Source organism: Verruconatronum alginivorum (assembly GCF_056590205.1).
Genome location: NZ_JBWPVQ010000001.1, coordinates 5,027,178 through 5,047,201 on the forward strand (window position 1 = coordinate 5,027,178; position 20,024 = coordinate 5,047,201).

Sequence of the window (20,024 nt, forward strand, 5' to 3'; positions counted from 1 at the left end):
CACGGTCGTTATCGACCCGGACGCCGGTGACAATCACGAGCCCGTCCAACTGCGCACGAAAATCTCCACCGAGGAAGAGGCCAGGCATTTCCTGCGCGCCCTCCCTGGGCTGGATTTCTCAAACACGCATTCGACACCTGCAAACTGCCCCCTGGGCGTTTGCAGGTGTTCGCGTTTAACAATAAGAATAGTCCCCGATCGTTTATCGTCGGGCGCATCAAGGCCGCCCTTTACGGAACGCGATGCCGCTGAGGGTGGGGTCCGGTCGATCGATGCGATTGCAGATACGCAACAGGCATTCGCCTTGCGGACGGAACCGCAGCACCTGGCCCTGTTGGAAATTCTCGACTTTGCGCACGGGAAGCACGAGATGCCGTGCGGGCTCGGCCAGCACATCGACGGAGACGATCGTCCCTTCTCCGCGCGGGTCGGCGAAGTAGAGTGCGACTTCCTCCATAGCGGAGATATTTCCGGCAAGACGGACCCGCACCGTCTGTTGGCAGGGTGTCGGACCCCGCCCGCGGAGGGCGCCCCGCAGCAGGAGAGGGGCTTCCGCCTGGTCCGGCCAGGGTTCCCGGCGAGCGAGGGAACTGCGCGAGAAAATCCCCCCCGGGAGCGTTACATCTTCGATTGGGATTTCACCTTCGATATCGGCCAACACTTCGACCCCAAATTCCGTGAACCGCTCGCTGATATCCTTGCCGTCAGGTCCGGCGGCGAAGGCGATCCACCCCCAATCGTCACTCAATTCCGAGTATGGATCGCCATCAGTTAGCCACTCCCATTCGTGACGGCAATTGAAACCGGAGAGGGAAACCGAAGACGGTCGGTGCCGTTCTTCAAGTCGGTTCTCCCCGGGCACCAGGTTCTCGCCCCCGGGACCGCTGCCGCGGATTTCGTCGGGAAGGAAAAGGTTAATGGCCGCGCCGTTCCGTTCGATTCGAATCTCGCCCCGGGGGGTCGGTATGCTACCCGAAACCTCCGAGGCGAGTCCGTTTGAGGGGGCGACCCGGATGGAGGAAAATCCCGGAGCCGCCGGAGTCACGCCGAGGAGATGGTCGCTCAGCCAGCGGGTGGGACCAGCGCTCCACGGGTGGCAAAGGCTCGTGTAGCCCTGCGTTCCACAGAAGATCGGGTCGTTGGACTTCATACAATCTAACCATTCGGGACGGAAGCTCTCCCAGAAGGTAGTCGCGCCGAGGCGTAGCATTCCGCCCCAGCAGCGGTCGAGCAAGGCTCCGGCGGCTTCCCACTGTTCCGTCTCGGCCATGCCTTGGAGCACGAAATAGTTGTTGAACGGGGAGTAGGATACGGCGCGGATCGGATCGCCGTAGATTCGTTTCGCGAGTTCGACGCGTTCTCGGGGATCTGTGATTACCCCGGCCAGCAGAACCTCGGTGCCGTCGTGCAGTCCGGGCTCGCCGGGGTCGGTGGCGTTGAGGCGATCGACTGTGGCGATGAGGACTTTTGCCGCCCGACGGACGGAAGCGTTTGATTCGTTTTCGGGAAAGGCGCCGAGAAGGCCGAAGACTTCGGTGGCTGTCCGCCGGGCCAGGAAGCGATAGAGGCGGAGGTTGCCCGTTGGCGTGTCTTCGGCGAAGGCTCCCAACCGGTCATCGTGTCCGCAAAAGGCTCGATAGCCGAGGAAATCACGCCCCTCCGAGACGTTCGCGGCATGGGCGAGTTTCGCCGCAACCCTTGTTATCTGGCTCTCCCAGAAGGTGCGGTCTCCGGACCAGCGGACGTAGTCGGCAAGCAACTGTATCCAGTAAAGAGCGTACGTTTCAATGCCGTTGTCGTCGTCGCGCATCCGGTTGGTATTCATCCGGACAGCGGCGAAATTGCCGAAGGAGGCGAGGGAAGCGGCTTGGGTGACGTAGGCGTCCCCTGTCCACGAATGACGGTCGCCCCGCTCGGTCAGGATCGAGCCGAAGTGATCCTTTTGGAGGTTGAGTTTTACCGAGTAGGCCCCCGCTTCCCAGATCCGGTCGAGCATTGCCTGGGTGCTCCGGAAAGAGCCCAGGTAGTTGACCGGTTTGACCTGGCAGACGGCGCGGAGGTTGCGTAGCACCCACGGCTTCGTGCAGGAACTGACGTGTATCCATCCGAACCGGACACCTTCGTAATGGAGATCGTTCAAGCGGAGACGCCAGGTGTTGCCGGTCCGTTCGGGAGTCCCTGTTTTGCGAGGGCTTTGGGCACCTGCGTTGGCGATGCCCGGACGATTGAATTCGCTGATCGAGAGTTCGACCTCGCCGTTGAGATCGCTGCTTTCGAATTCCAGCCAGGCGGCGGCTTCGACGCCGAAGTCGACACGCAGGCAGACGGGTCCACTCACGTTCAGGATGGACCCCGGCCGACCCAGACTCTCCAGTCCATCGACCGTCCCTGACTCGATGGTCGCATCCACGGGCAACACCGCATAGCATTGAAGCGGCTCCAGTGGGTCCGTCGAAAAACGCGGATCCCAGACGTAGCCACGGAGGGGATCCGGCGACCGGTCAAAGCCGCCATGAATCCATCTTCCTCCGTGCAGGTATGGGTGCAGTGGAGGAGTGGCGTCGGCGGGCCATTCCGTCAGAATGGCAGGATGATTAAAGGTGGGGATGGATGATGGTCTCATTCGATATGTGTCATGGGCCAAAAAAACTTGAATGAAGAATCGGGGCAAGCGGAAATAACTGAAAGGTTTTAGTTGACGGAATGGAGGGCTTCTGCGCTCCATTCGCTCGAATGGAGAAGTTCTTTTCAGGCAGGAAAATCTGGTGTCGAACGGGCGTTTGGCATTTCTGTGCTATTTGATGGCCTAATTTTAAAGGTTTTCAGACAAATGAGAGTGGTATCCTCAATCACACGCATGAACCGATATTTTAACGGTTTTCCGTTTCGTGATTTTAATGAAGAAAAGAAATTGTTCCCCTTTCGCGAAAATCAGTTGTTTTCTCGGATTCCTGGTTGCGGCTTGCTGGGCCGGTGGACAACCGGCCGACGAACAGGGTCCGGAGTCTTACGAGCAACTGGTCATCACTTCCGTTTCCCTGCCGGACGGATTGCTGATCGTCGACCGGAAGGCCTCCTTCCAGGTCGAAGTCGAGAACCGGGGGGGGGACCTTCCGGCGGGTTGGAGCATCGCCCTGGGAGAGAACCGGAAATCCGGTCCCGCGCTTTCCGGCGGCCAGACGGTGAAAGTGGAATTCGAGAAGTCATTCGCTTACGCGGGTTGGAAGGAAATCACCGCCCGCCTCGATAATGGATCGGATAAGGCGGTCGAGTTCTATTGTTTCATGGACCCTGACATCCGGTCCCGTTACGACCTTTCCGCCGAGGAATTGCGGCGCTATTTTTCGTACCCGCCGAATGAATATCGTCTGATTTTCTATTCGCACGACCTTGAACCGGATTTCGCCACCGACCTTCGGAACCATGGCATCGGCGGAGTCCTCGCGCTCTTTTACAAATTCCTCGATCCACGCGAGAATGCTGATCGAAGCGAGATCCAGAGGCGGGTGGAATTCGCCAATTCCCAGGGGATGCGGGTCTGGCTCGCCGACGAGTTCGGCTATCCGAGCGGCATGGCTGGCGGCCGGGTGGTGGAGGAAAATCCCGAATGGGAAGTTCGCGGTTTGATGCGTATTTCCACGTCGGGCAATGGTGAGGGCAAGACGCGGATCGCGTTGCCCGACGAGGTGGAACGGGCGGTGGCCGCCGTGCTTTATCCGGTTGTCGAAGGGAGGCCGGATTTCCTGGCGGGCCGCGTGGCTTCGGTCTCGGAACGAATCATTGGGACCGGTGGCATTGAAGGGCCGTGGCAACTGCACGTGTTTGGCACGATCGCGCGCGACCGCGACGTGCAGGCGCAGTCGACCATGCGTCAGTTCGGTCACACTGGTCGCTACATCGATCTGTTGAACCCGAATGCCGTCGACCGGTTTGTCGAACGTATGTATCAGGAGCAAGCCGATGAGATCACGGAGTTTTCCCAGCGCACCTATGGCCTTTACACGTTGGAGCCTCAGCTCATGCAGGTTCACTGGGTCTGGGATCGTGATGCGGATTACGCGTTTGTTTCCTGGAACGATAAACTTTCGGCCAGGTTCGAGGAGATGCACGGCTACGATCTGCTGCCGGTTCTGGGAGCCGTGTTCGAGGGAGATCGCCCGGAAGACCGGCGGATCCGGATGCATTTTCATCAAACCGTCGGCCGGATGTTGAGCGAGACCTATGCGCGGCGGCTCACGGAATGGGCCGACGCCAACGGAACCTTTTCCAGCGGGCATTTTCTCCTGAACGAGTATCTTTCGATGCACGTGGCCTGTTACGGCGACTTGATGAAATTCGTGTCGGAGTTGCACATCCCCGGCGTCGACACCGGCATTCCTGATCCGCACGAAATGGAAGGCTGGCCGTATCAGCAAAACAAGTTTTTCAGCTCTATCGCCGCGTGGAAGGATCTCGATACCGTCAACACCTTGCTTGATCCGATCATCATGGGACGCGGCAGGATGCGAATGTCGCCGGAGGTCCCGGTGATGCGGAACATCACCAACCGGGTCATGCTGAATGGGAGCAATCAACTCCACACCTACACCCCCCTGCATCGCCGGGAACCCGATCCAAATGCCGTGCTGACCTCGGCGGCCGCCGGTTACACCGAAGAAGAATTTCGGGGACTGAACGAATATATCGGACGAATCTCCGTGATGCTGCGGGGAGCCCGGAACGAGACGGCGGTGGCGGTTTATTATCCGATCGCGATGTTCCAGGCAGATTACAAGCCGTCGAAAGAACATTGGCGGAAGTCGGTGGTCGCCTACGAGGAACGCCAGCGTGCGTTTGAGAAGGTCGAGTGGACGTTCGTCGAGCACGGGATGGATTACAACATCGTCCACCCCGAAGCCGTGGAAGCGGCCGAGGTGGAGGAGGGATTTCTCGTCATCGGTTCGCATCGTTACCGTTATCTGGTGATGCCGCAAATGGAGATGATCCCGCTCGGCGTATTGGAACAGGTGGAGCGCTTCGAAGCCGGGGGAGGAAAGGTCTTCTGGGTGGACTCCGTGCCGGAACGGGGTGGGTATCCGGCGGAGGACGAGGAAGTTGCCGGGAAACTTCGCGGCGCCTCGCCGGTGCCGGTGAACGCCATCGCCGGAGCGGTGAACGAGCCCTTCGCTCCGGAGTTTTCCCTGGAGTTCGAGAGCGCGGACGACGAAATCCTCGTCGGACGTTTTAGGCGACAGGACCGGCGAATTTATTTTGTGGTGAATACCACGGGCGAGCCCGTGGCGGTCGAGGTCTCCGCGGGATCCGCGTCTCGTTCCGTCGAGTTTTACGATCCGTTGACCGGTGATATTCAGGAAAGAATCTTGCCGGTAGTGGGGCGGATCGCGGGATTCAGCAGTCTGCTTGTAGTCGAATAGCATATTTGAGTTGCCAATGTATTTGAGGAATAATGACAAAAACCTGGGATCCCTCTTCGGCGGTGTCGCATCGGCTTTGATGCCACTTATGCTGGCGGGGTGCGCCACCGGTGGCGCACCGGTCGCCGACCGTACCGTTGTGCCGGATCCGACGGGGGACCGGCCGAACATCGTATTTATTCTGGTGGATGATCTCGGGTATGTGGATACAAACGCCTACGCCGAGCGGGTGACCGGCGTGCCGACCGTGGAGCAATTTTATGAAACGCCGCATCTGGACCGGCTGGTCGCGAGTGGACTTGCCTTTTCCCACGCGCAGGCGACGCATCTTTGTTCGCCGACCCGGGCGAGTCTGCTGACTGGCCGGAACGCGGCCAGGATCGGTTTCACCACGGCCACTCCTCACTTCGCCCGCTCCTGGTACAGCCGAAACCTGGAGCCGCCGGGCGATTACCTGGCGCAGGACGCGGTCCATTGGGGAGACGATATTGCAACGCCCCAGGCCTTGCTGAACGGTTCAACGCTTTTGGCGCTTCCCTCCGGCCAGCCGGGTGACCGGGGGCGGAACGAGACGACGTTCGCGGAGGCGCTTCCGGATTACCGGTCGGCCTTCATTGGCAAATGGCACGTCGGGGGGCACGGTGCGGTCGGCTACCAGCCGCACGATCAGGGATTCGAAACGATCAGTTATTTCGATGCCGGTGGTTCGCCCTATTTCGACTGGCGGGAGTTGTGGAACCAGACGGAAAAGCACTATCCGGAAATGCCGCAGGAGAAGTTGCGGTGGGGCGGCGCCGGGCCTGACATGGGCGAGGAATACCTGACGGACGAGTTGACCGCGCAAGCCGTCGATTTCATCCGGTCCCATGCCGCGGAGCGGCCGGAGCAGCCGTTTTTGCTTTATCTCTGCCATTTCGCTCCGCATACCCCGCTGGAGGCGAAAGCCGAAGACATCGAGTATTTCGAAAACAAACCGACCCGCGGGTGGAACGGGCATCATGATCCGGTCTACGCGGCGATGATTAAGAGCCTCGACGATTCCGTCGGCGCGATCCTGGCAGTGCTGGAGGAGGCCGGCATCGCGGAAGAGACCCTCGTCATCTTCATGAGCGACAACGGCGGCGTTTCCTGGGTGACCGGAAAGAACATGAAACCGATCACCAGCAATGCCCCGCTCAAGGGGGGCAAGGCGATGAAATTCGAGGGCGGGGTCCGGGTTCCTTTGATTTTTCATTGGCCCGGCGTGATTCCGGCTGGCCAATGGACCGATGTGGCGATGGATGCGAGCGATTTATTCCCGACCCTGTTGGAAGTCGGCGGCTACGACGTGGCTACGTTCTACGAGGCGGGTATCGAGGGGCGCAGCCTCGTTCCGCTGTTCGCGGACCCGGAAAACGCGACCGGAGGTTATCCGCGCGACACGTTTTATTGGCATTATCCGTTTAATGTCGTGCCGTTGCATCCGGACGATAATCTTCCCCTCACTCCGCATTCGACCATTCAGCGGGGCGGTTATAAACTGATTTACGACTGGCACGGCCGCCTTTTCTTATATGATGTCGCGCGGGATCCTTTCGAACAAAGCAACCTGGCGGAAGGCCGTCCGGAACTGGCGCGCGAGCTTTTTGTCCAGCTCAACGACTGGATCGACGAGAACGTAGCCGTCCGCTACACGCCCGCCTTGAATCCGGATTACGACCCTGCGAGGGAAGTTCGGGAGAACCCCTTCGTCGACTTGCGGCGGAAATATCTCGGGGACGAACGCGCCATACGTCATCCGGAAGACGATCCAAGGTTTCAGGTTCTGCGCGAACTCGGCGAGATTCGAAATTAGATTTCCCGTTTATGAAAAAGAAACAGATTGCGATCTCAATTTCCCTCCTGGGACTTGCCGGGAGCGTTTGCTTCGGAGCCGATGCCGCGAAGGGTGAAACCCCCTCGCCCCTTCCCGAGCGTATGAACGTCCTCCTCATCCTGGCCGACGACCTTGGGTGGAGCGACACCACGCTCTACGGGACGACCGAGCTCTATCAAACGCCTCACCTGGAGCGACTGGCCGGGATGGGAATGACTTTTTCTCGTGCTTACGCCCCGGTGCTCTGTTCACCCGCCCGTAGTTCTATCCTGACCGGTCAAAATCCCGCCCGTATCGGTTTTACCGCGGCTCATGGTCATTTGCCACGGGCGGTGTTGAATCCCCGGGTGGTGGGCGACTATACCGAGGAGTGGCCGGCTCTTCCCGTGAACTCGGTCACGCGGCTGGACAATCGCCTGCCCACTCTCGGTAAAATGTTGAAGGAAGCCGGGTATGCGACCGGGCATTTCGGCAAGTGGCATCTGGGCGAGCCTCCCTATTCCCCGCTCGAGCACGGGTTCGACGTGGATATTCCCCATTGGTCGGGACCCGGCCCCGGAGGGAAAGGATACTTGGCTCCGTGGTCTCCCGATCTTGACTGGGACCGACCTGGCGACCATATCGAAGACCGTATGGCGGAGGAGGCGGTCCGATGGATGGAGCAACAGGTGGCACAAGGGGAACCGTTTTTTTTGAATTACTGGATGTTTTCCGTCCATGGCCCTTTCGATGCCAAACTTGAATGGGTCGAACATTACGAAGCGAGGCGCGATCTCGATTCTTCTCAACGTTCCGCGGTTTACGCGGCCATGGTCCACTCCCTGGATGATGCCGTCGGCACCTTGTTGGATGCGGTGCAGTCGCTGAGTATCGCGGATCGGACGGTGATTATCTTTCTTTCCGACGATGGCGGGGCCATGTATTACGGGGTTCCGGAAGCGGGACCCGATGGAGAGGTTTTCCTTGCTCCCCCCACCAGCAACAGACCTCTCCGCGGGGGAAAGGGGACTCTTTGGGAAGGAGGAATTCGCGTTCCCCTGGTCATCCATTGGCCGGGGCTGACCCAGCCGGGCACCCGCAGCGATGCCCTTGTGCAGACGATCGATTTTTACCCGACGTTGCTCGGCCGGTTTGGAATCCCCTGGCCGGAGGATCATCCTGTCGATGGCGTCGATATCGTCCCAGCATTGCGGGGAGAGACGTTCGAACGTCCCGACGGAATCATTACTTACTTTCCCCGGCACGTGCGGGTGCCGGACTGGCTTCCGCCAGCCATTGCCATCCACGTGGGAAATTGGAAACTGATTCGGATTTTTTTCGACAATCCCGACCAATCCCATCGATACAAGCTTTTCGACCTCGATGCCGACCCCGGGGAGGAAAACAATTTGGCCGACCGATATCCGGAGCGGGTTGCCGAGATGGATCGCTTGGTCGATGATTACCTCGCTCAAGCCAACGTGGTCACTCCGGAACCCAATCCGAGTTTTAATCCGGACCTCTACCGCCGGGAGGTCATCGGTGTTCAGCCGGGTGGTTTGGTCGAGGTGAGGGATTTTCGGGCCGAACGGAAGGCCGACGGCGTGAAGTGAATATGAGGCGGATGATTATGGAACGTATCATCATTATGTCGACCTGCGCGATGGGTATCGCCGGCGCTCTTTATTCCGGTAATCCGGCGGCACTCGCGCACACGAGCGCTCCCCATTCGGCGGTCGAGCGCATGAACGTCCTGCTCATCCTGGCTGACGACCTCGGGTGGAGCGACACCACGCTCTACGGGACGACGGATCTCTATGAAACGCCCAACATCGAGCGTCTGGCGGAGCGCGGCATGACCTTCACCCGGGCCTACTCGGCCAGCCCGCTTTGTTCTCCCACCCGGGCCAGCATCATGACCGGGCAGAACCCGGCTCGGCTCGGCTTGACCAATCCGAGCGGCCACCTTCCGGTGGTTAATCTTGAGGCGCGTCCGGCCCGCAGCGGTCCGGCCGAGGACAAAGTAACGCCGATGCGCGGAGTCAGCCGACTCGATACGAAATATCCGACGCTCGCCAAGCTCCTTCAGGCCGACGGTTTTGCGACGGGGCATTTCGGTAAGTGGCACTTGGGCGCACCGCCGTATTCACCATTTGAACACGGATTTGAGGTGGACTTGCCGCACTGGCCCGGGCCGGGACCGGGGCAAAGCTATATCGCGCCCTGGTCCTTTTCGGATTACTTCCAGGAAAACTATCCTAATGAACACATCGAAGACCGCCTGGCCCGGGAGACCGTTAACTGGATGCGGCAAGTACGTAACGAGCGCCCGTTTTACGCGCAATACTGGCAGTTTTCCGTGCACGGACCGTGGGAAGCGAAACCGGAGCTGGTCGATTATTACCGGTCGAAAATCGATCTCTCGACGCCCCAGAATTCGCCCACCTATGCGGCCATGGTGCATACGCTTGACGACGCCGTAGGAGCGCTTCTCGAGGAGATCGATCGTTCGGGTCAGGCTGACCGGACCGTCATCATTTTTTACTCGGACAACGGCGGCAATGTTCACAGTCCGGTCGACGGCACGGTTCCGACTGACAACGCTCCCTTGCTCGGCGGGAAGGCATCCATCTTCGAAGGGGGGATCCGGGTGCCGGCGATTATCGTCTGGCCAGGTGTGACGGAGCCTGGGAGCCGGTCGGACGCGATCATCCAAACGACGGACCTTTACCCGACCGTTCTTTCGATGTTGGGGCTGCCGCTGCCGGACGGGCATCCGGTGGATGGCGAGGACATAACCCCGGTGCTGCGGGGAGAAGAGTGGGAGCGATCCCGGCCCATGATCACCTACTTTCCTCACGATCCACGCGTCCATGACTGGTTGCCGCCGTCGATGGCGGTTCACCAGGGCGACTGGAAGTTGATCCGGCTCTTTCATCAAGGCGAAGACGGGGCGCACGACTACCTGTTGTTTAACCTTCACGAGGACATAGGTGAAACCACCAATCTCGCCGACCGTTATTCGGACCGGGTTCGCGCTCTGGACCGGATCATGCAGGATTATATCGAAGAGGCCAACGTGGTGACGCCGATCCGGAACCCCGATTTCGACCCCGCACGATACCGCCCGGACCTGATCGGCGTCCAAAATGTGGGGGGACGGCCGCGCCCGCCGGTGATTCCGGACCGCGTCCTTGGCAGGACCGTTGAGCGGCACGCCGGGTGGGTTGCCCGCCGGGCGGTGTTCGAACCGGCGAACGAAGGGGTGTATTTCCACTCTCAAGGAGAGGGTGGCTTCATTGGCCGTGCAGGCTTGGTGATAAGCTCCCCGGCCGCGTTGGAGCTTCTCCTGGAAGCCCCGGAAGACGGGAAAGGACGAATTCAATGGCGGACGGCTGCCGAGGTCGACTTCAGCGACGATTCCTTTGTCGAGTTTCGCCTGACCGCAAGAGAGGAGCAAGTGACTGTTTCGCTCCCGGTCGCCGCCGGGCAAACGGTTGAGCAGCTCCGTGTATTCCTTCCGCCGATGCCCGGAGGCATTCTGGTCCGCGAAATCCACTTGCGCGGCGACGACGAGACCGTGAGCAGCCATCGTTTTTAGAACCAACCAGAAAGACGCGGGATTCTTGGCCATGAAACGACCTGTTGAAAATAAACGCCGTCCCAACCTGGTCTTTGTGTTCACGGACCAGCATTCGCGCGATATGCTGGGATGCTACGGCAACGACGACATTATTACGCCCAATCTCGACGCCTTCGCCCGGGAGTCGGTTCAGTTCGAGCACTGCGTTGCATCGAGCCCTGTTTGCACGCCATGGCGGGGAATGCTTTTGAGCGGACAGCACCCGCTTCACAACGGGGCGGTCCACAACGATGTCCCGTTGCTGGCCGATAACGGCAAGTATTTCGGGCATGTGTTGACCGAAGGGGGATACCGCACCGGATACATCGGCAAGTGGCACCTTTACGGCCATGAGCGGGACCGGCCGGTTCCGCCGGGCAAAATGCGCTACGGCTTCGACGGCTGTTTCCTGACCAACAACTGCCACGTCGATTACCGGCCGGGACATTGTTACTACTGGAACGACCAGGGAGAGAAAGTCTTTTTCGACGAGTGGGAGGTCGATGGCCAGACCCGTCAGGCGATCGATTTTCTGGATACGTGCTCGGACGAGGAACCTTTTGCTTTATTCGTTTCGTGGCATCCGCCGCACGACATCGGAATCGATCCGGAGAGCCTGTTTTTCCGCTACGAGACGGAGCTGGAACTGATGGCGCAATATGATCCCGAAAAGATTCGTCTTCGGCCCAGCGCCACGGAATCGCCCGAGCTTCGACGCGCCTATCACGGCTATTACGCGATGTGCACCGGCGTGGACCGGGCCTTCGGACGGCTCATGGACAAGTTGAAAGAAAAGGGTTTTTACGACGACACCATCATCGTCTTCACCGCCGATCATGGCGACAATCTGCATTCCTACGGATATCGGATCGCCAAAGGCCATCCGGAGGATACCGCGGCCCGCGTGCCGCTGCTGGTGCGGTTGCCCGGCGGAACGATCCGGCGCCGGAGCGAGTTGCTGGTCGGCGCGCTCGATCTGATGCCGACCATTTTGGGATTGATGGACCTGCCGGTTCCTCCGACCTGCCAGGGGCGCGACCTTTCGGACCCCATCCTGGCCCGCGATGATGACGCGGTGGAGTCAGTCCCGCTCTTTTTTCACAATCCCGGATGGAGTGGGGTTTACACTAAAGACCATACCTACGGTTATGGGCGGTTCGAAGGTTTCGATCATGATGAGGCGGGAGAGTTGGTGTTGAACTGGCTGCCTCTCCGGGTCCTCTACGCACGGAAGGAAGATCCGAATCAATTGCTCAATGTGTATGATATGAATGAATACGCTCAGGTTCGGGCGCGGATGGAGGAGCTCGACGCCGAATGGCGCGCCCGGTTCGGGGATCCCGGCGGCATCGGTTTGAAGGATATCGAGTCGTCTTACCGTTTGCCAAACGGGCGCTTTCCCGAGAGCACGAATGATACCGGATTCCGGGGGCGCCCGGTCGACCTGCTTCAAACGATGCCGGATTGATCGGCCAATTCCGGGTCGCAGGCAAAGCTTGCCTGATCGGTGGCGAGCACCGTATCGAGACACAGCGGATGGATGAAGCGATCATGTGTGTCGCTCTTCTCTGCCAGGTTTGGCTCATCTGCCGACGCGGCTCCGAATGTCAGGAGCAGGGGAAGGATGAGGCCATACCGGCGGAGGTGGAGTCCGTATCCGGCAAATCGTTGATGTTTCATTCGCAGAGCATGGACCGGCGAGGAAGGGTAGGGCAATGTTTCCGCCACCGAAATACGGGCGCTTTCTCCGATAATTCGAAACGGGAGAAGGGGGCACATTTCTTTTATGGCTTGTTTGAGCCGGAACCGAGCGACTGTTCGAGATTGCTGGCGGTCGAAATGGCGAGGAAGAAGGATTTCCGGATGTCCGGAGAATTCACGGGGTTGACCCGACGGCTAAAAAAAGGACCACCCGGTAATGGATGGTTTTTTTTCGTCTCTATTCGCCCCTTGTTTCGTAGCGGGACGCTTTCCGTTCCCTCCCGGCGTGAAGCGTAGCGTTCCACCCGGGCCGGCGGCCGGACTCGGCCACGGCGGCGGGTCCCTATTCTTCCCGGATCCGGTGAGCGAGGGAAACCTGGGCGGTCGACAAACTGGAGGGGACTCATTCCAAGCTTGCGGGCGGTCTCACTCAACCCGCGTCCTTCGGGCAAGGCGCTCACGACGGCCGCCTCCCGTGGGTTGAGGCTTTCGCCCAATTCTTCCCAGGCGAGGTGGCGCAGGGCTTCCGATGCGGATCCTCCCTGTCGTCTGCCAGCACGTCCGTGAGGGTTATCGGCTCTTTCTGATCAAACTTGATCGGCTGGTTGGTTGAGACCCACCTGAGGTTGATTTATAGTGGGGTAAGATGGGGTGGCTGACGGGACTTGAACCCGCGACCCCCGGAATCACAATCCGGTGCTCTAACCAACTGAGCTACAGCCACCACGTGGGAAAGCCAATTAAAAGAGCCCGATTTCGCGGGGGTGTCAACGGATTTTCCGAGTTGGTTGGTCCTTTTTTTGGGTTTCCACAAACCGGATTGAAATCGAGGTCTCAAAAGAGGATCAGTCCGGCCGGGAACGATTCGCCGAAGAGTTCGGCTTGGTCCGAGAGTTCCAACGGGACGTATTCTTCGACCACCCGGAGTTGCTCGGGGCGGGCTCCCGAGGCTCGCATTTTTTGGAGGATTTTGGTCCGGGAATCGTCGTCGAGGTCGTGGTGACGGAGGCCGGTGATCCGGGCGGCCCGGGCGAAGGTTTCGGTGAGTCCGGTCAAGGCGGGGGTCCAGTCGAGTTTTTCCAGTTGGGCGAACGCCTGGAGCACGACGGCGGGAGGCACCACCGAGTCGGGGCCGGCGTAGAGCGGGGTCCGGCTGAGGAGGCGTCCCAGCGCCCAAATGGCGTCGCCGGTGGCGCGGGCTTTGCCGCTTTCGATAATACGGACCAGATGGCGGGCGAGTTCGCTTTTGGTTTCCTGGTTGATCCGTTCCAACGAGCCGACGAAGCGGAAGAGTTCGGCTCCGTCGGCGCTTTTGTTTTCAAAGGATGAAAGGAGAGGGGAGAGGAGGATTTCCTGCCGTTCCCGGTCGAGTCCGCCGGCGGCGCGGCGCCAGAGGATCCACCATTGGTTGACGACCCGCTTCTCCTTGGGGAAGGAGAGCGCGAGCCCTTGAAGTCGCCACAGCTCGTCGATGCGGAACGGATCGAGGTCGGCGCCGTATCCGGGACGGAGCACCCAGCCGGCGAGGTTGAGCCAGGTCGCCTCATGATCGGGGGAACGGCTTTTCAAGGTCATGCCTTGCTGGAGGGGGGGCCAGAGCGATCGGAGCAGGAGGAGGTTCCAATCCTGCTTTTTGGCTCCGAGGGTTTCCTCCAACTCCCGGAGGAGTTTGCGGGGTTTCAGGTCGGAGGCATCTTTGGCCTTCTTTTTGGAATAGATCGTTTCGATCCGTTCGAGCGCGGCGGCGATCTTTTCTTCCGGGACGCCCGGGCCGGTTTCGCCGGGGGAGGAGGTTCCGGACTCGTCGGCGGAGGCGGCCCGGCGAAGGTTGAAGTCGAGGTCCCAGCGGAAAGAACGTTCGTCGGCGGTTGTGTGGACGCAGGTGATTTGGAGGAGTCCGAGTTCATTCAGGGTCGCCTCCAGGGCGACGGAGAGGCGTCCGTCGGCCGGTTTGGTCAGGCCTTCCCGCAAGGAAATGCCGGTTTGCAGCGACGGGAGCGGTCGGAATAACTCGGGGTCGAGGTCGATGACGTCGCCCGGTTTGTCGTCGGAGCGGAAGGTGGAGAAATACGGTTGGAACCGGACCGGTTTCCCGACGAGCAGTTTCAAATTCAGGGTGTCGATGCGGCTGGCGTCGCCTTCTTCGAACCCTTTCGGGAGCAGGCAGACCAGGCGAGGGGCGGTTTCTTTGCCGCGGGTTTGGATCTCCAGGTAAAGAGAATGTGGATAGCCGCCGGTGATCCGGCCGAACGGTTGGTGGAGGATCTCGCCGTAGCAGGCGGCTCCGCGGGCAACGGCGAGGTCGAGGTCGTCGTTGGCGAGATGGGCGATCGGGTGGCCGGGTTGCCAATCGGAGAGGGTCGCGAGCAGCCGTTCCTGGATCGAGCGGGGTTTCAATGCTCCACCGGTGAAGAGAACGGCGTCGATTTGTCGACCACGCAGGAAGGCGGCGATGTGACGGGTGATCGCAGGATCGGCGGCGTAGGGGAGTCCGAACTCCTGCAAGCCGGAGGAGGTGCGGTCGGGGAGTTCGTCGGCTTGGCAGCGCGGGAAAAACCCGTCGCGGATCCGATCCTCGACTACTTTGCGGGTGATCTGGGCGGTCAAGGTGCCGGCGAACAACTTGGCGCCGGTTCCGGGGATGGAGACGTTGAAGGTCTCGTCGGGGCCGCTCGTTTCGTCCCCGAGCGCCCGTTCCTTCAGACGGCGGGCCTCGGCGATCAGGAAAGCCCATTGTCCGGAGGAGAGTTTTTGTCCGGGACCGGTCAGCTTCTTTTCGAGCGAATGGGCGAGGGCGAGGTCCATGTTGTCGCCTCCGAGGAGAAGGTGGTCGCTCACCTCGACCCGGCGGATCGCCGGAACGCGGTCGGCCGAGGGGAGCGGATCGACCGCGAACAAACTGAAATCCGAGGTGCCGCCGCCGATGTCGCAGATCAGGATGGTTTGGGTTTCCTCTTGGAGGCGCGGGAGCAATTCGAGCAAATCCCGTCCCTGGCCGTGGCGGTTGAGCCAATGGTAGAAGGCGGCTTGCGGCTCTTCGAGTAACCGGACCTGGCGGGGAAATCCGGCCAGGGCGGCGGCCTCCAAGGTGAGCCGTTGGGCGGCTTCGTCGAAGGAGGCGGGGACGGTGATGACGATGTCCTGTTTCTCGAAGGCGGCGTCGCGGTTCGATCCGTGGACGTCGCTCCAAGCGGTTCGGAGGAGGGCGAGGTAATGGGCGCTCGCCTCGACCGGGGAGAACCGTTCGGCGGCGGGGATCTCTTCGGAGTGCCACGGGAGGATCGGTCCCTCGCGGTCGACGCCGCCATGGCAGAGCCACGACTTGGCGGAGTGGATCACCCGTCCCGGCAGGGCTCCGGCCTGGTGCCGGGCGAACCGACCGGCGACGACCGGTTGGTTGCGGAGTTTGATCGCGGCCTTTTGCGGCATCGCTTTCACTTCCTCGTCTGTCGGGAAGTAGAGGAACGACGGAAGGATCGGCGAATCGGCCAAACTGGAACTTGTCTCCAGTTGTTCGATACCAAGCATTTGCGGCTGTCCGGCCTGATCCCGGGTGTCGATGAAGGAAAGGGCGCAGTTGCTGGTGCCGAGATCGATGCCGATGGTGTAGCGCGGAGAATTCATGGAAGACAAAAATCAGTATTGAACCACGGAATACACGGAAGACACGGAATGGGGAAGAGGCATTAGTTTAGGTATTTCCGTGTATTCTGTGTCTTCGGTGGTCCACTATTCAGTTCTCGCCGCGGACGTTGAATTCTAGTTTCCAGCGTTTGCCGGAGGCGGTGTGGTGCATCCAGAGTTCGAGGGCGCCGAGTTCGGTGACGCTTGAATGTAGTTGGACCGGGACTACGTCGCCCGCGGGCATCCCTTCGACGGCTTCCAGGGTCATTTGCAGGTGGGCGGTTTCTTCCAGTTCTCGTTCCGCGTCGGCGACGATGGTTCCGACCTGGTCTCCGGCGCGGATCGAGGAACTGAAGAAACGGAAGGTGACCGGTTCTCCGGTGACCAGACCGAACTCGCGGGATTCCAACGCCTGCTCGGTCCCTTCCTCCATTCCCTGAGGGGCGACGCAGACCGCTTTGACGGGAGGTTTGAATCCCGGGACGGCCGGCATCGATGCGCCGAGACCGATGTAGTAGGAGCGCGCCGTCCCGGCCCGGATTCGCAGGCCCTCGCCGGTGAGGGACATTCGGCCGTAATGGGCGGCCCCTTTGGAAACAGAGAGGTCGAGGTGCCCGCCGGTCAACTCCTTGATACCGTCGTCGCCCGACCAAGTCCGCAGGAGTTGGAGGACGCGTTCCCGGAGGACCGGGGCGTTGAAGACGCCGCCGTTGAAGAGGACGGCGGTCGGACGGAGGAACTCCCCGTTCAAGGCTTCGGAACCGGTGATCGCGGCGAGGTCCTGGTTGGATCGGACGTTGGCCAGACTTCGGGTGAGAAACCGGGCGAGGTGTTTGCTGATCACCGGGTCGTCGGCGTAGGCGAGGCCGAATTCCTGCAAGCCGACCGACTGGCGGGGGGCGGGCTGGTCCTGCAGCCGGGTGAGCGGAAGAAAACCGTCCAACACCACCGCCTGGACCTGGTCGCGGGTGAGTTGGGTGGAGACCGTTTTGGCGAACAGACTGGATCCCCGGGTTGGAATCGAGATTGGGAAACTATCCCGGGATTCGTCCTGCAAAAGGACCTCCTTGCCCGCGCGGCAACCATGGATCAAGGCGAGGAATTGCCAGTCGTCCAAGGTGGTGCCGGCGGCTTCTAGAGTGGCCCGCACGGTGTAGGCGAGGGCGAGGTCCATGTTGTCGCCGCCGAGGAGAATGTGGTCGCCGACGCTGATCCGGTGGAGGGCGAGGTTGCCCTCTTCCTCGGAGACGGCGATCAGGCTGAAATCGACAGTGCCGCCCCCAAGGTCGCAGACCAGGACGAGGTCGCCCGGCCGGATCTGGTCGCGCCAGGTGTCGCCGGTCTCGGCCAGCCAGGCGTAAAACGCGGCGAGCGGTTCCTCCAGTAAAGTCGGTTCCTGGAAACCGGCCTCGGAGGCGGCCTCCAGCGTCAAGGTCCGGGCGACGTCATCGAACGAAGCCGGGACGGTGATGACAACCTTGGTCTCTTCGGGGGGAGCGTTGTCGCCGAGATGGTGGGCTACGTTTTCCTTGAGATGCCGAAGGTAATGGGCGGAGGCGGCGAACGGCGAAATTTTGCCGGACTCCAAATCGGAATTCCATGGAAGAATCGGGGCTTTGCGGTCGGCGTGGTGTTGGCAAAGCCATGATTTTGCCGACGTGACCAGCCGGTCGGGGATCAGCGCGCCATGTTCGCGGGCGAACGAACCGGCGACCCCCTCGGGATGATCGCCCCAAGGCAGCTTGAGACTTCCGGCGGGAAACTCGTCGGGGTGCGGAATGTAGAGCGCCGACGGAAGCAGATCGCGTTCCCCGATGGCGTTGGCGGCGACGACCTGGGTGACCGGCACGACCCGGAGTTCGGCCGAGCCGTCGGGCGCCAAAGTGACGACGGAGTTCGAAGTGCCGAGATCGATGCCGAGGCTATGTTTCTTGCTCATCAGGACTTAACTTCGACTTCAGCCGGGGTGACGATGAGATCGCCGGAGGTGGCCGGTTTCTCGGCCAAGCGTGGAAGCTCAATCCGGGTCGCCTTCCACCCGTGATGGAGCAGGGCGCCGGAGAACGGCGGGGAGCCGGCCAGTTTGCCGACCGCCCGGTAGCTGGTGGCGTCGTATCCCTTTTCCAAGGTCACCTGCGACCCCTCCTGTCCGGCGTGGACCGGCGCGATGGTCAAGTGTTCTTTGACCACCTGGGAGCACCCCTGGTGGACCACCCGGGCGGCGGCCCCGACCTGTTCGTTGCTGTAGGAAGTGATGTCGTCCATGACGAAATCGACGAACCTCCCCTTTTCCTGGAGGCGTCCGAGAAACTGCACCAGATGGGCGTCGATCTCGCGGTCGCGCTCCTTCGGTTTCACCTCCGGCGCGGCGGGGGTCGGTGCAGGGGAAGGGGGGGATGCGGCGCTGGATTTGTTCAAAAGGAAAAATCCCTGGATCAACAAATAGAGGCCGATGACGGCCGAAATGATCGGAATCCACGGACGAAGCTGTTCGAGGCCGGGGACGAAGGCGGCCCCGTTGATCGCGAGAATAAGGATGCTGGCAATGATGATTCGCATGAGAAAAGTGTGATAAAGTGTTAAACCCTTTATGTTGAACCGTCCCGCCGTCAAAGTCGAGTTTTGGCGGGATAAGAATTGGGAAATGGGAGCTTCGTCCTTTAGGCGGAAAGTGTCGGGCACGGTGGTCGCCCGGAACTCCCGTACGTCCAACGACGACGGCTGAAGCGCGTCGCTCCCTGTTTCAGAGCGAAAGCCGGAGCTTCGTCCTTTAGGCGAAGACTTTCGGTGGCGGCGATCGTCGAAACCCCGCGTGTCCAGACGACGACGGCTGAAGCGCGTTGCTCCCTGTCCGTTCGTCGAAAAATCCGTTCGAAAACCTAAAATCCATTGACTTGGCCGGTGATCGTGTTTTCTTTTTCCTCTTTCCCGATTGCCAGAGTAGCTCAGCGGTAGAGCAGAGGACTCATAAGCCTTTGGTCGGCGGTTCAAATCCGCCCTCTGGCACCACTCCTAAGATACTGAATATCAGTAATTTATAGCCGAAATCCTCCTCTCGTAGGAGGCTTTTTTAGTGCTATGATGTGCCAAAGTTTTAGGCATTTTTTGGCATTTTTCGGCGCCTCTGTGGCACCTTTTTGGCACCGGTGCCCGGCTGAGTGAGTAACTTTTTTCGTCTGGGACGTCGGCGGTAGATCAAAACTCGATGGTCAAATGGCAGTAATGCCGACCGCCGGTAAAGCGGTATTTCGCATCGACTACGGTGTATGGCTTGCCTCGGCCCGCTCGCGCCCTTGCCTGGCGCTCAGCGTCGTTGCGAGCTGCTTCTTTCGTGCTTCCGCTCCCGGTCACGGTTACCCGCGATTTCGTTTGGCTCGCCTGGACAACCTGGACCTCCGAAACTGTGACTCCCTGCGAAAGGGCGAAACTTCCTGTCCCCACCAGTGCGATCATCGAGACGATCAGGGTGCTTTTCATATCTTCAATCTCCTCATGTTTGAATCAGGAAAGCCGCAAGTTCGGTCGCTTTCGGGCTCCGTTCCCGTTTCAAAGTAGTGAATCTGACTTTCAAAGTCACTTTTGATCGGCAGGATGGGCTACCCCATTTTTGAAAAAATCGGCTTGGTGCCAAGGGCGGAACACCAGGGGAGTCTCCCTGATTTCTCTCTCCGATGCCGGAAATCAGATTCTCCGTTGGAAAATATCGTGCGGGACCGTTCATGACCATCTGACTCGATAGAGCACCCACCTCGCGTCGTGGCCACTCCTTGGATTTTGAACGGCACATTCGAAGGGTTCATTTTCCTTCAAACGGATGAACCGGCTCCGA

General features: G+C 60.2%; 11 protein-coding genes and 2 tRNA genes. 6 read left to right on the forward strand and 7 right to left on the reverse strand.

Annotated features, from left to right (window positions below):
- Positions 1 to 217: 217 nt before the first annotated feature.
- Positions 218 to 2,623, reverse strand: coding sequence for a hypothetical protein (locus ACWUI2_RS18370; protein WP_486984303.1), 2,406 nt, complete (start codon positions 2,621 to 2,623; stop codon positions 218 to 220).
- A 274-nt stretch (positions 2,624 to 2,897) separates the two neighbouring features.
- Between ACWUI2_RS18370 and ACWUI2_RS18375 the strand changes: the two genes are divergently transcribed.
- The 5 genes from ACWUI2_RS18375 to ACWUI2_RS18395 all read left to right on the forward strand — a co-directional run bounded on the left by ACWUI2_RS18375 (position 2,898) and on the right by ACWUI2_RS18395 (position 12,338).
- On the forward strand, positions 2,898 to 5,414 hold the full coding sequence (locus ACWUI2_RS18375; RefSeq protein WP_486984304.1) for a glycosyl hydrolase: 2,517 nt from the start codon (positions 2,898 to 2,900) through the stop codon (positions 5,412 to 5,414).
- Between the two features lie 79 nt (positions 5,415 to 5,493).
- Positions 5,494 to 7,248 carry a sulfatase gene (locus ACWUI2_RS18380; RefSeq protein ID WP_486984305.1) on the forward strand — a complete coding sequence of 585 codons (1,755 nt, stop codon included), beginning with the start codon at positions 5,494 to 5,496 and terminating at the stop codon, positions 7,246 to 7,248.
- Between the two features lie 11 nt (positions 7,249 to 7,259).
- Positions 7,260 to 8,861: a sulfatase gene (locus tag ACWUI2_RS18385; protein WP_486984306.1), complete on the forward strand. Its 1,602-nt coding sequence runs from the start codon at positions 7,260 to 7,262 to the stop codon at positions 8,859 to 8,861.
- A gap of 17 nt (positions 8,862 to 8,878) precedes the next feature.
- Positions 8,879 to 10,849, forward strand: coding sequence for a sulfatase (locus tag ACWUI2_RS18390; RefSeq protein ID WP_486984307.1), 1,971 nt, complete (start codon positions 8,879 to 8,881; stop codon positions 10,847 to 10,849).
- Positions 10,850 to 10,880: 31 nt separating this feature from the next.
- On the forward strand, positions 10,881 to 12,338 hold the full coding sequence (locus tag ACWUI2_RS18395; RefSeq protein WP_486984308.1) for a sulfatase-like hydrolase/transferase: 1,458 nt from the start codon (positions 10,881 to 10,883) through the stop codon (positions 12,336 to 12,338).
- Here ACWUI2_RS18395 and ACWUI2_RS18400 read toward each other — a convergent pair.
- The 5 genes from ACWUI2_RS18400 to ACWUI2_RS18420 form a co-directional block, all read right to left on the reverse strand.
- A complete protein-coding gene (locus ACWUI2_RS18400; protein ID WP_486984309.1) occupies positions 12,320 to 12,550 on the reverse strand; it encodes a hypothetical protein in 231 nt (76 codons plus the stop codon). The genes ACWUI2_RS18395 and ACWUI2_RS18400 overlap by 19 nt on opposite strands.
- Positions 12,551 to 13,218: 668 nt before the next feature.
- Positions 13,219 to 13,295 (reverse strand) — tRNA-His (locus tag ACWUI2_RS18405).
- A 110-nt stretch (positions 13,296 to 13,405) separates the two neighbouring features.
- Positions 13,406 to 16,195, reverse strand: a complete 2,790-nt coding sequence (locus ACWUI2_RS18410) for an Hsp70 family protein (RefSeq protein ID WP_486984310.1) — start codon at positions 16,193 to 16,195, stop codon at positions 13,406 to 13,408.
- A gap of 109 nt (positions 16,196 to 16,304) precedes the next feature.
- On the reverse strand, positions 16,305 to 18,134 hold the full coding sequence (locus ACWUI2_RS18415; protein WP_486984311.1) for an Hsp70 family protein: 1,830 nt from the start codon (positions 18,132 to 18,134) through the stop codon (positions 16,305 to 16,307).
- Entirely contained in the window at positions 18,134 to 18,754 is a 621-nt protein-coding gene (locus ACWUI2_RS18420; RefSeq protein ID WP_486984312.1) for a DUF2760 domain-containing protein, read from the reverse strand. The genes ACWUI2_RS18415 and ACWUI2_RS18420 overlap by 1 nt, the downstream gene beginning before the upstream one ends.
- Positions 18,755 to 19,129: 375 nt before the next feature.
- Between ACWUI2_RS18420 and ACWUI2_RS18425 the strand changes: the two genes are divergently transcribed.
- A tRNA-Met gene (locus tag ACWUI2_RS18425) sits at positions 19,130 to 19,204 on the forward strand.
- Positions 19,205 to 19,390: 186 nt separating this feature from the next.
- On the opposite strand, the gene ACWUI2_RS18430 is transcribed toward ACWUI2_RS18425, so the two are convergent.
- Positions 19,391 to 19,672, reverse strand: a complete 282-nt coding sequence (locus tag ACWUI2_RS18430) for a hypothetical protein (protein WP_486984313.1) — start codon at positions 19,670 to 19,672, stop codon at positions 19,391 to 19,393.
- Between the last annotated feature and the right edge of the window lie 352 nt (positions 19,673 to 20,024).

Bases quoted from the DNA above. Each gene is read 5' to 3' on its own strand.
- ACWUI2_RS18395 (WP_486984308.1), top strand. From the start codon at position 10,881: ATGAAACGACCTGTTGAAAATAAACGCCGTCCCAACCTGGTCTTTGTG.
- ACWUI2_RS18370 (WP_486984303.1), bottom strand. From the start codon at position 2,623: ATGAGACCATCATCCATCCCCACCTTTAATCATCCTGCCATTCTGACG.
- ACWUI2_RS18390 (WP_486984307.1), top strand. From the start codon at position 8,879: ATGGAACGTATCATCATTATGTCGACCTGCGCGATGGGTATCGCCGGC.
- ACWUI2_RS18385 (WP_486984306.1), top strand. From the start codon at position 7,260: ATGAAAAAGAAACAGATTGCGATCTCAATTTCCCTCCTGGGACTTGCC.
- ACWUI2_RS18380 (WP_486984305.1), top strand. From the start codon at position 5,494: ATGCCACTTATGCTGGCGGGGTGCGCCACCGGTGGCGCACCGGTCGCC.
- ACWUI2_RS18375 (WP_486984304.1), top strand. From the start codon at position 2,898: ATGAAGAAAAGAAATTGTTCCCCTTTCGCGAAAATCAGTTGTTTTCTC.
- ACWUI2_RS18400 (WP_486984309.1), bottom strand. From the start codon at position 12,550: ATGAAACATCAACGATTTGCCGGATACGGACTCCACCTCCGCCGGTAT.
- ACWUI2_RS18415 (WP_486984311.1), bottom strand. From the start codon at position 18,134: ATGAGCAAGAAACATAGCCTCGGCATCGATCTCGGCACTTCGAACTCC.
- ACWUI2_RS18420 (WP_486984312.1), bottom strand. From the start codon at position 18,754: ATGCGAATCATCATTGCCAGCATCCTTATTCTCGCGATCAACGGGGCC.
- ACWUI2_RS18410 (WP_486984310.1), bottom strand. From the start codon at position 16,195: ATGAATTCTCCGCGCTACACCATCGGCATCGATCTCGGCACCAGCAAC.
- ACWUI2_RS18430 (WP_486984313.1), bottom strand. From the start codon at position 19,672: ATGAAAAGCACCCTGATCGTCTCGATGATCGCACTGGTGGGGACAGGA.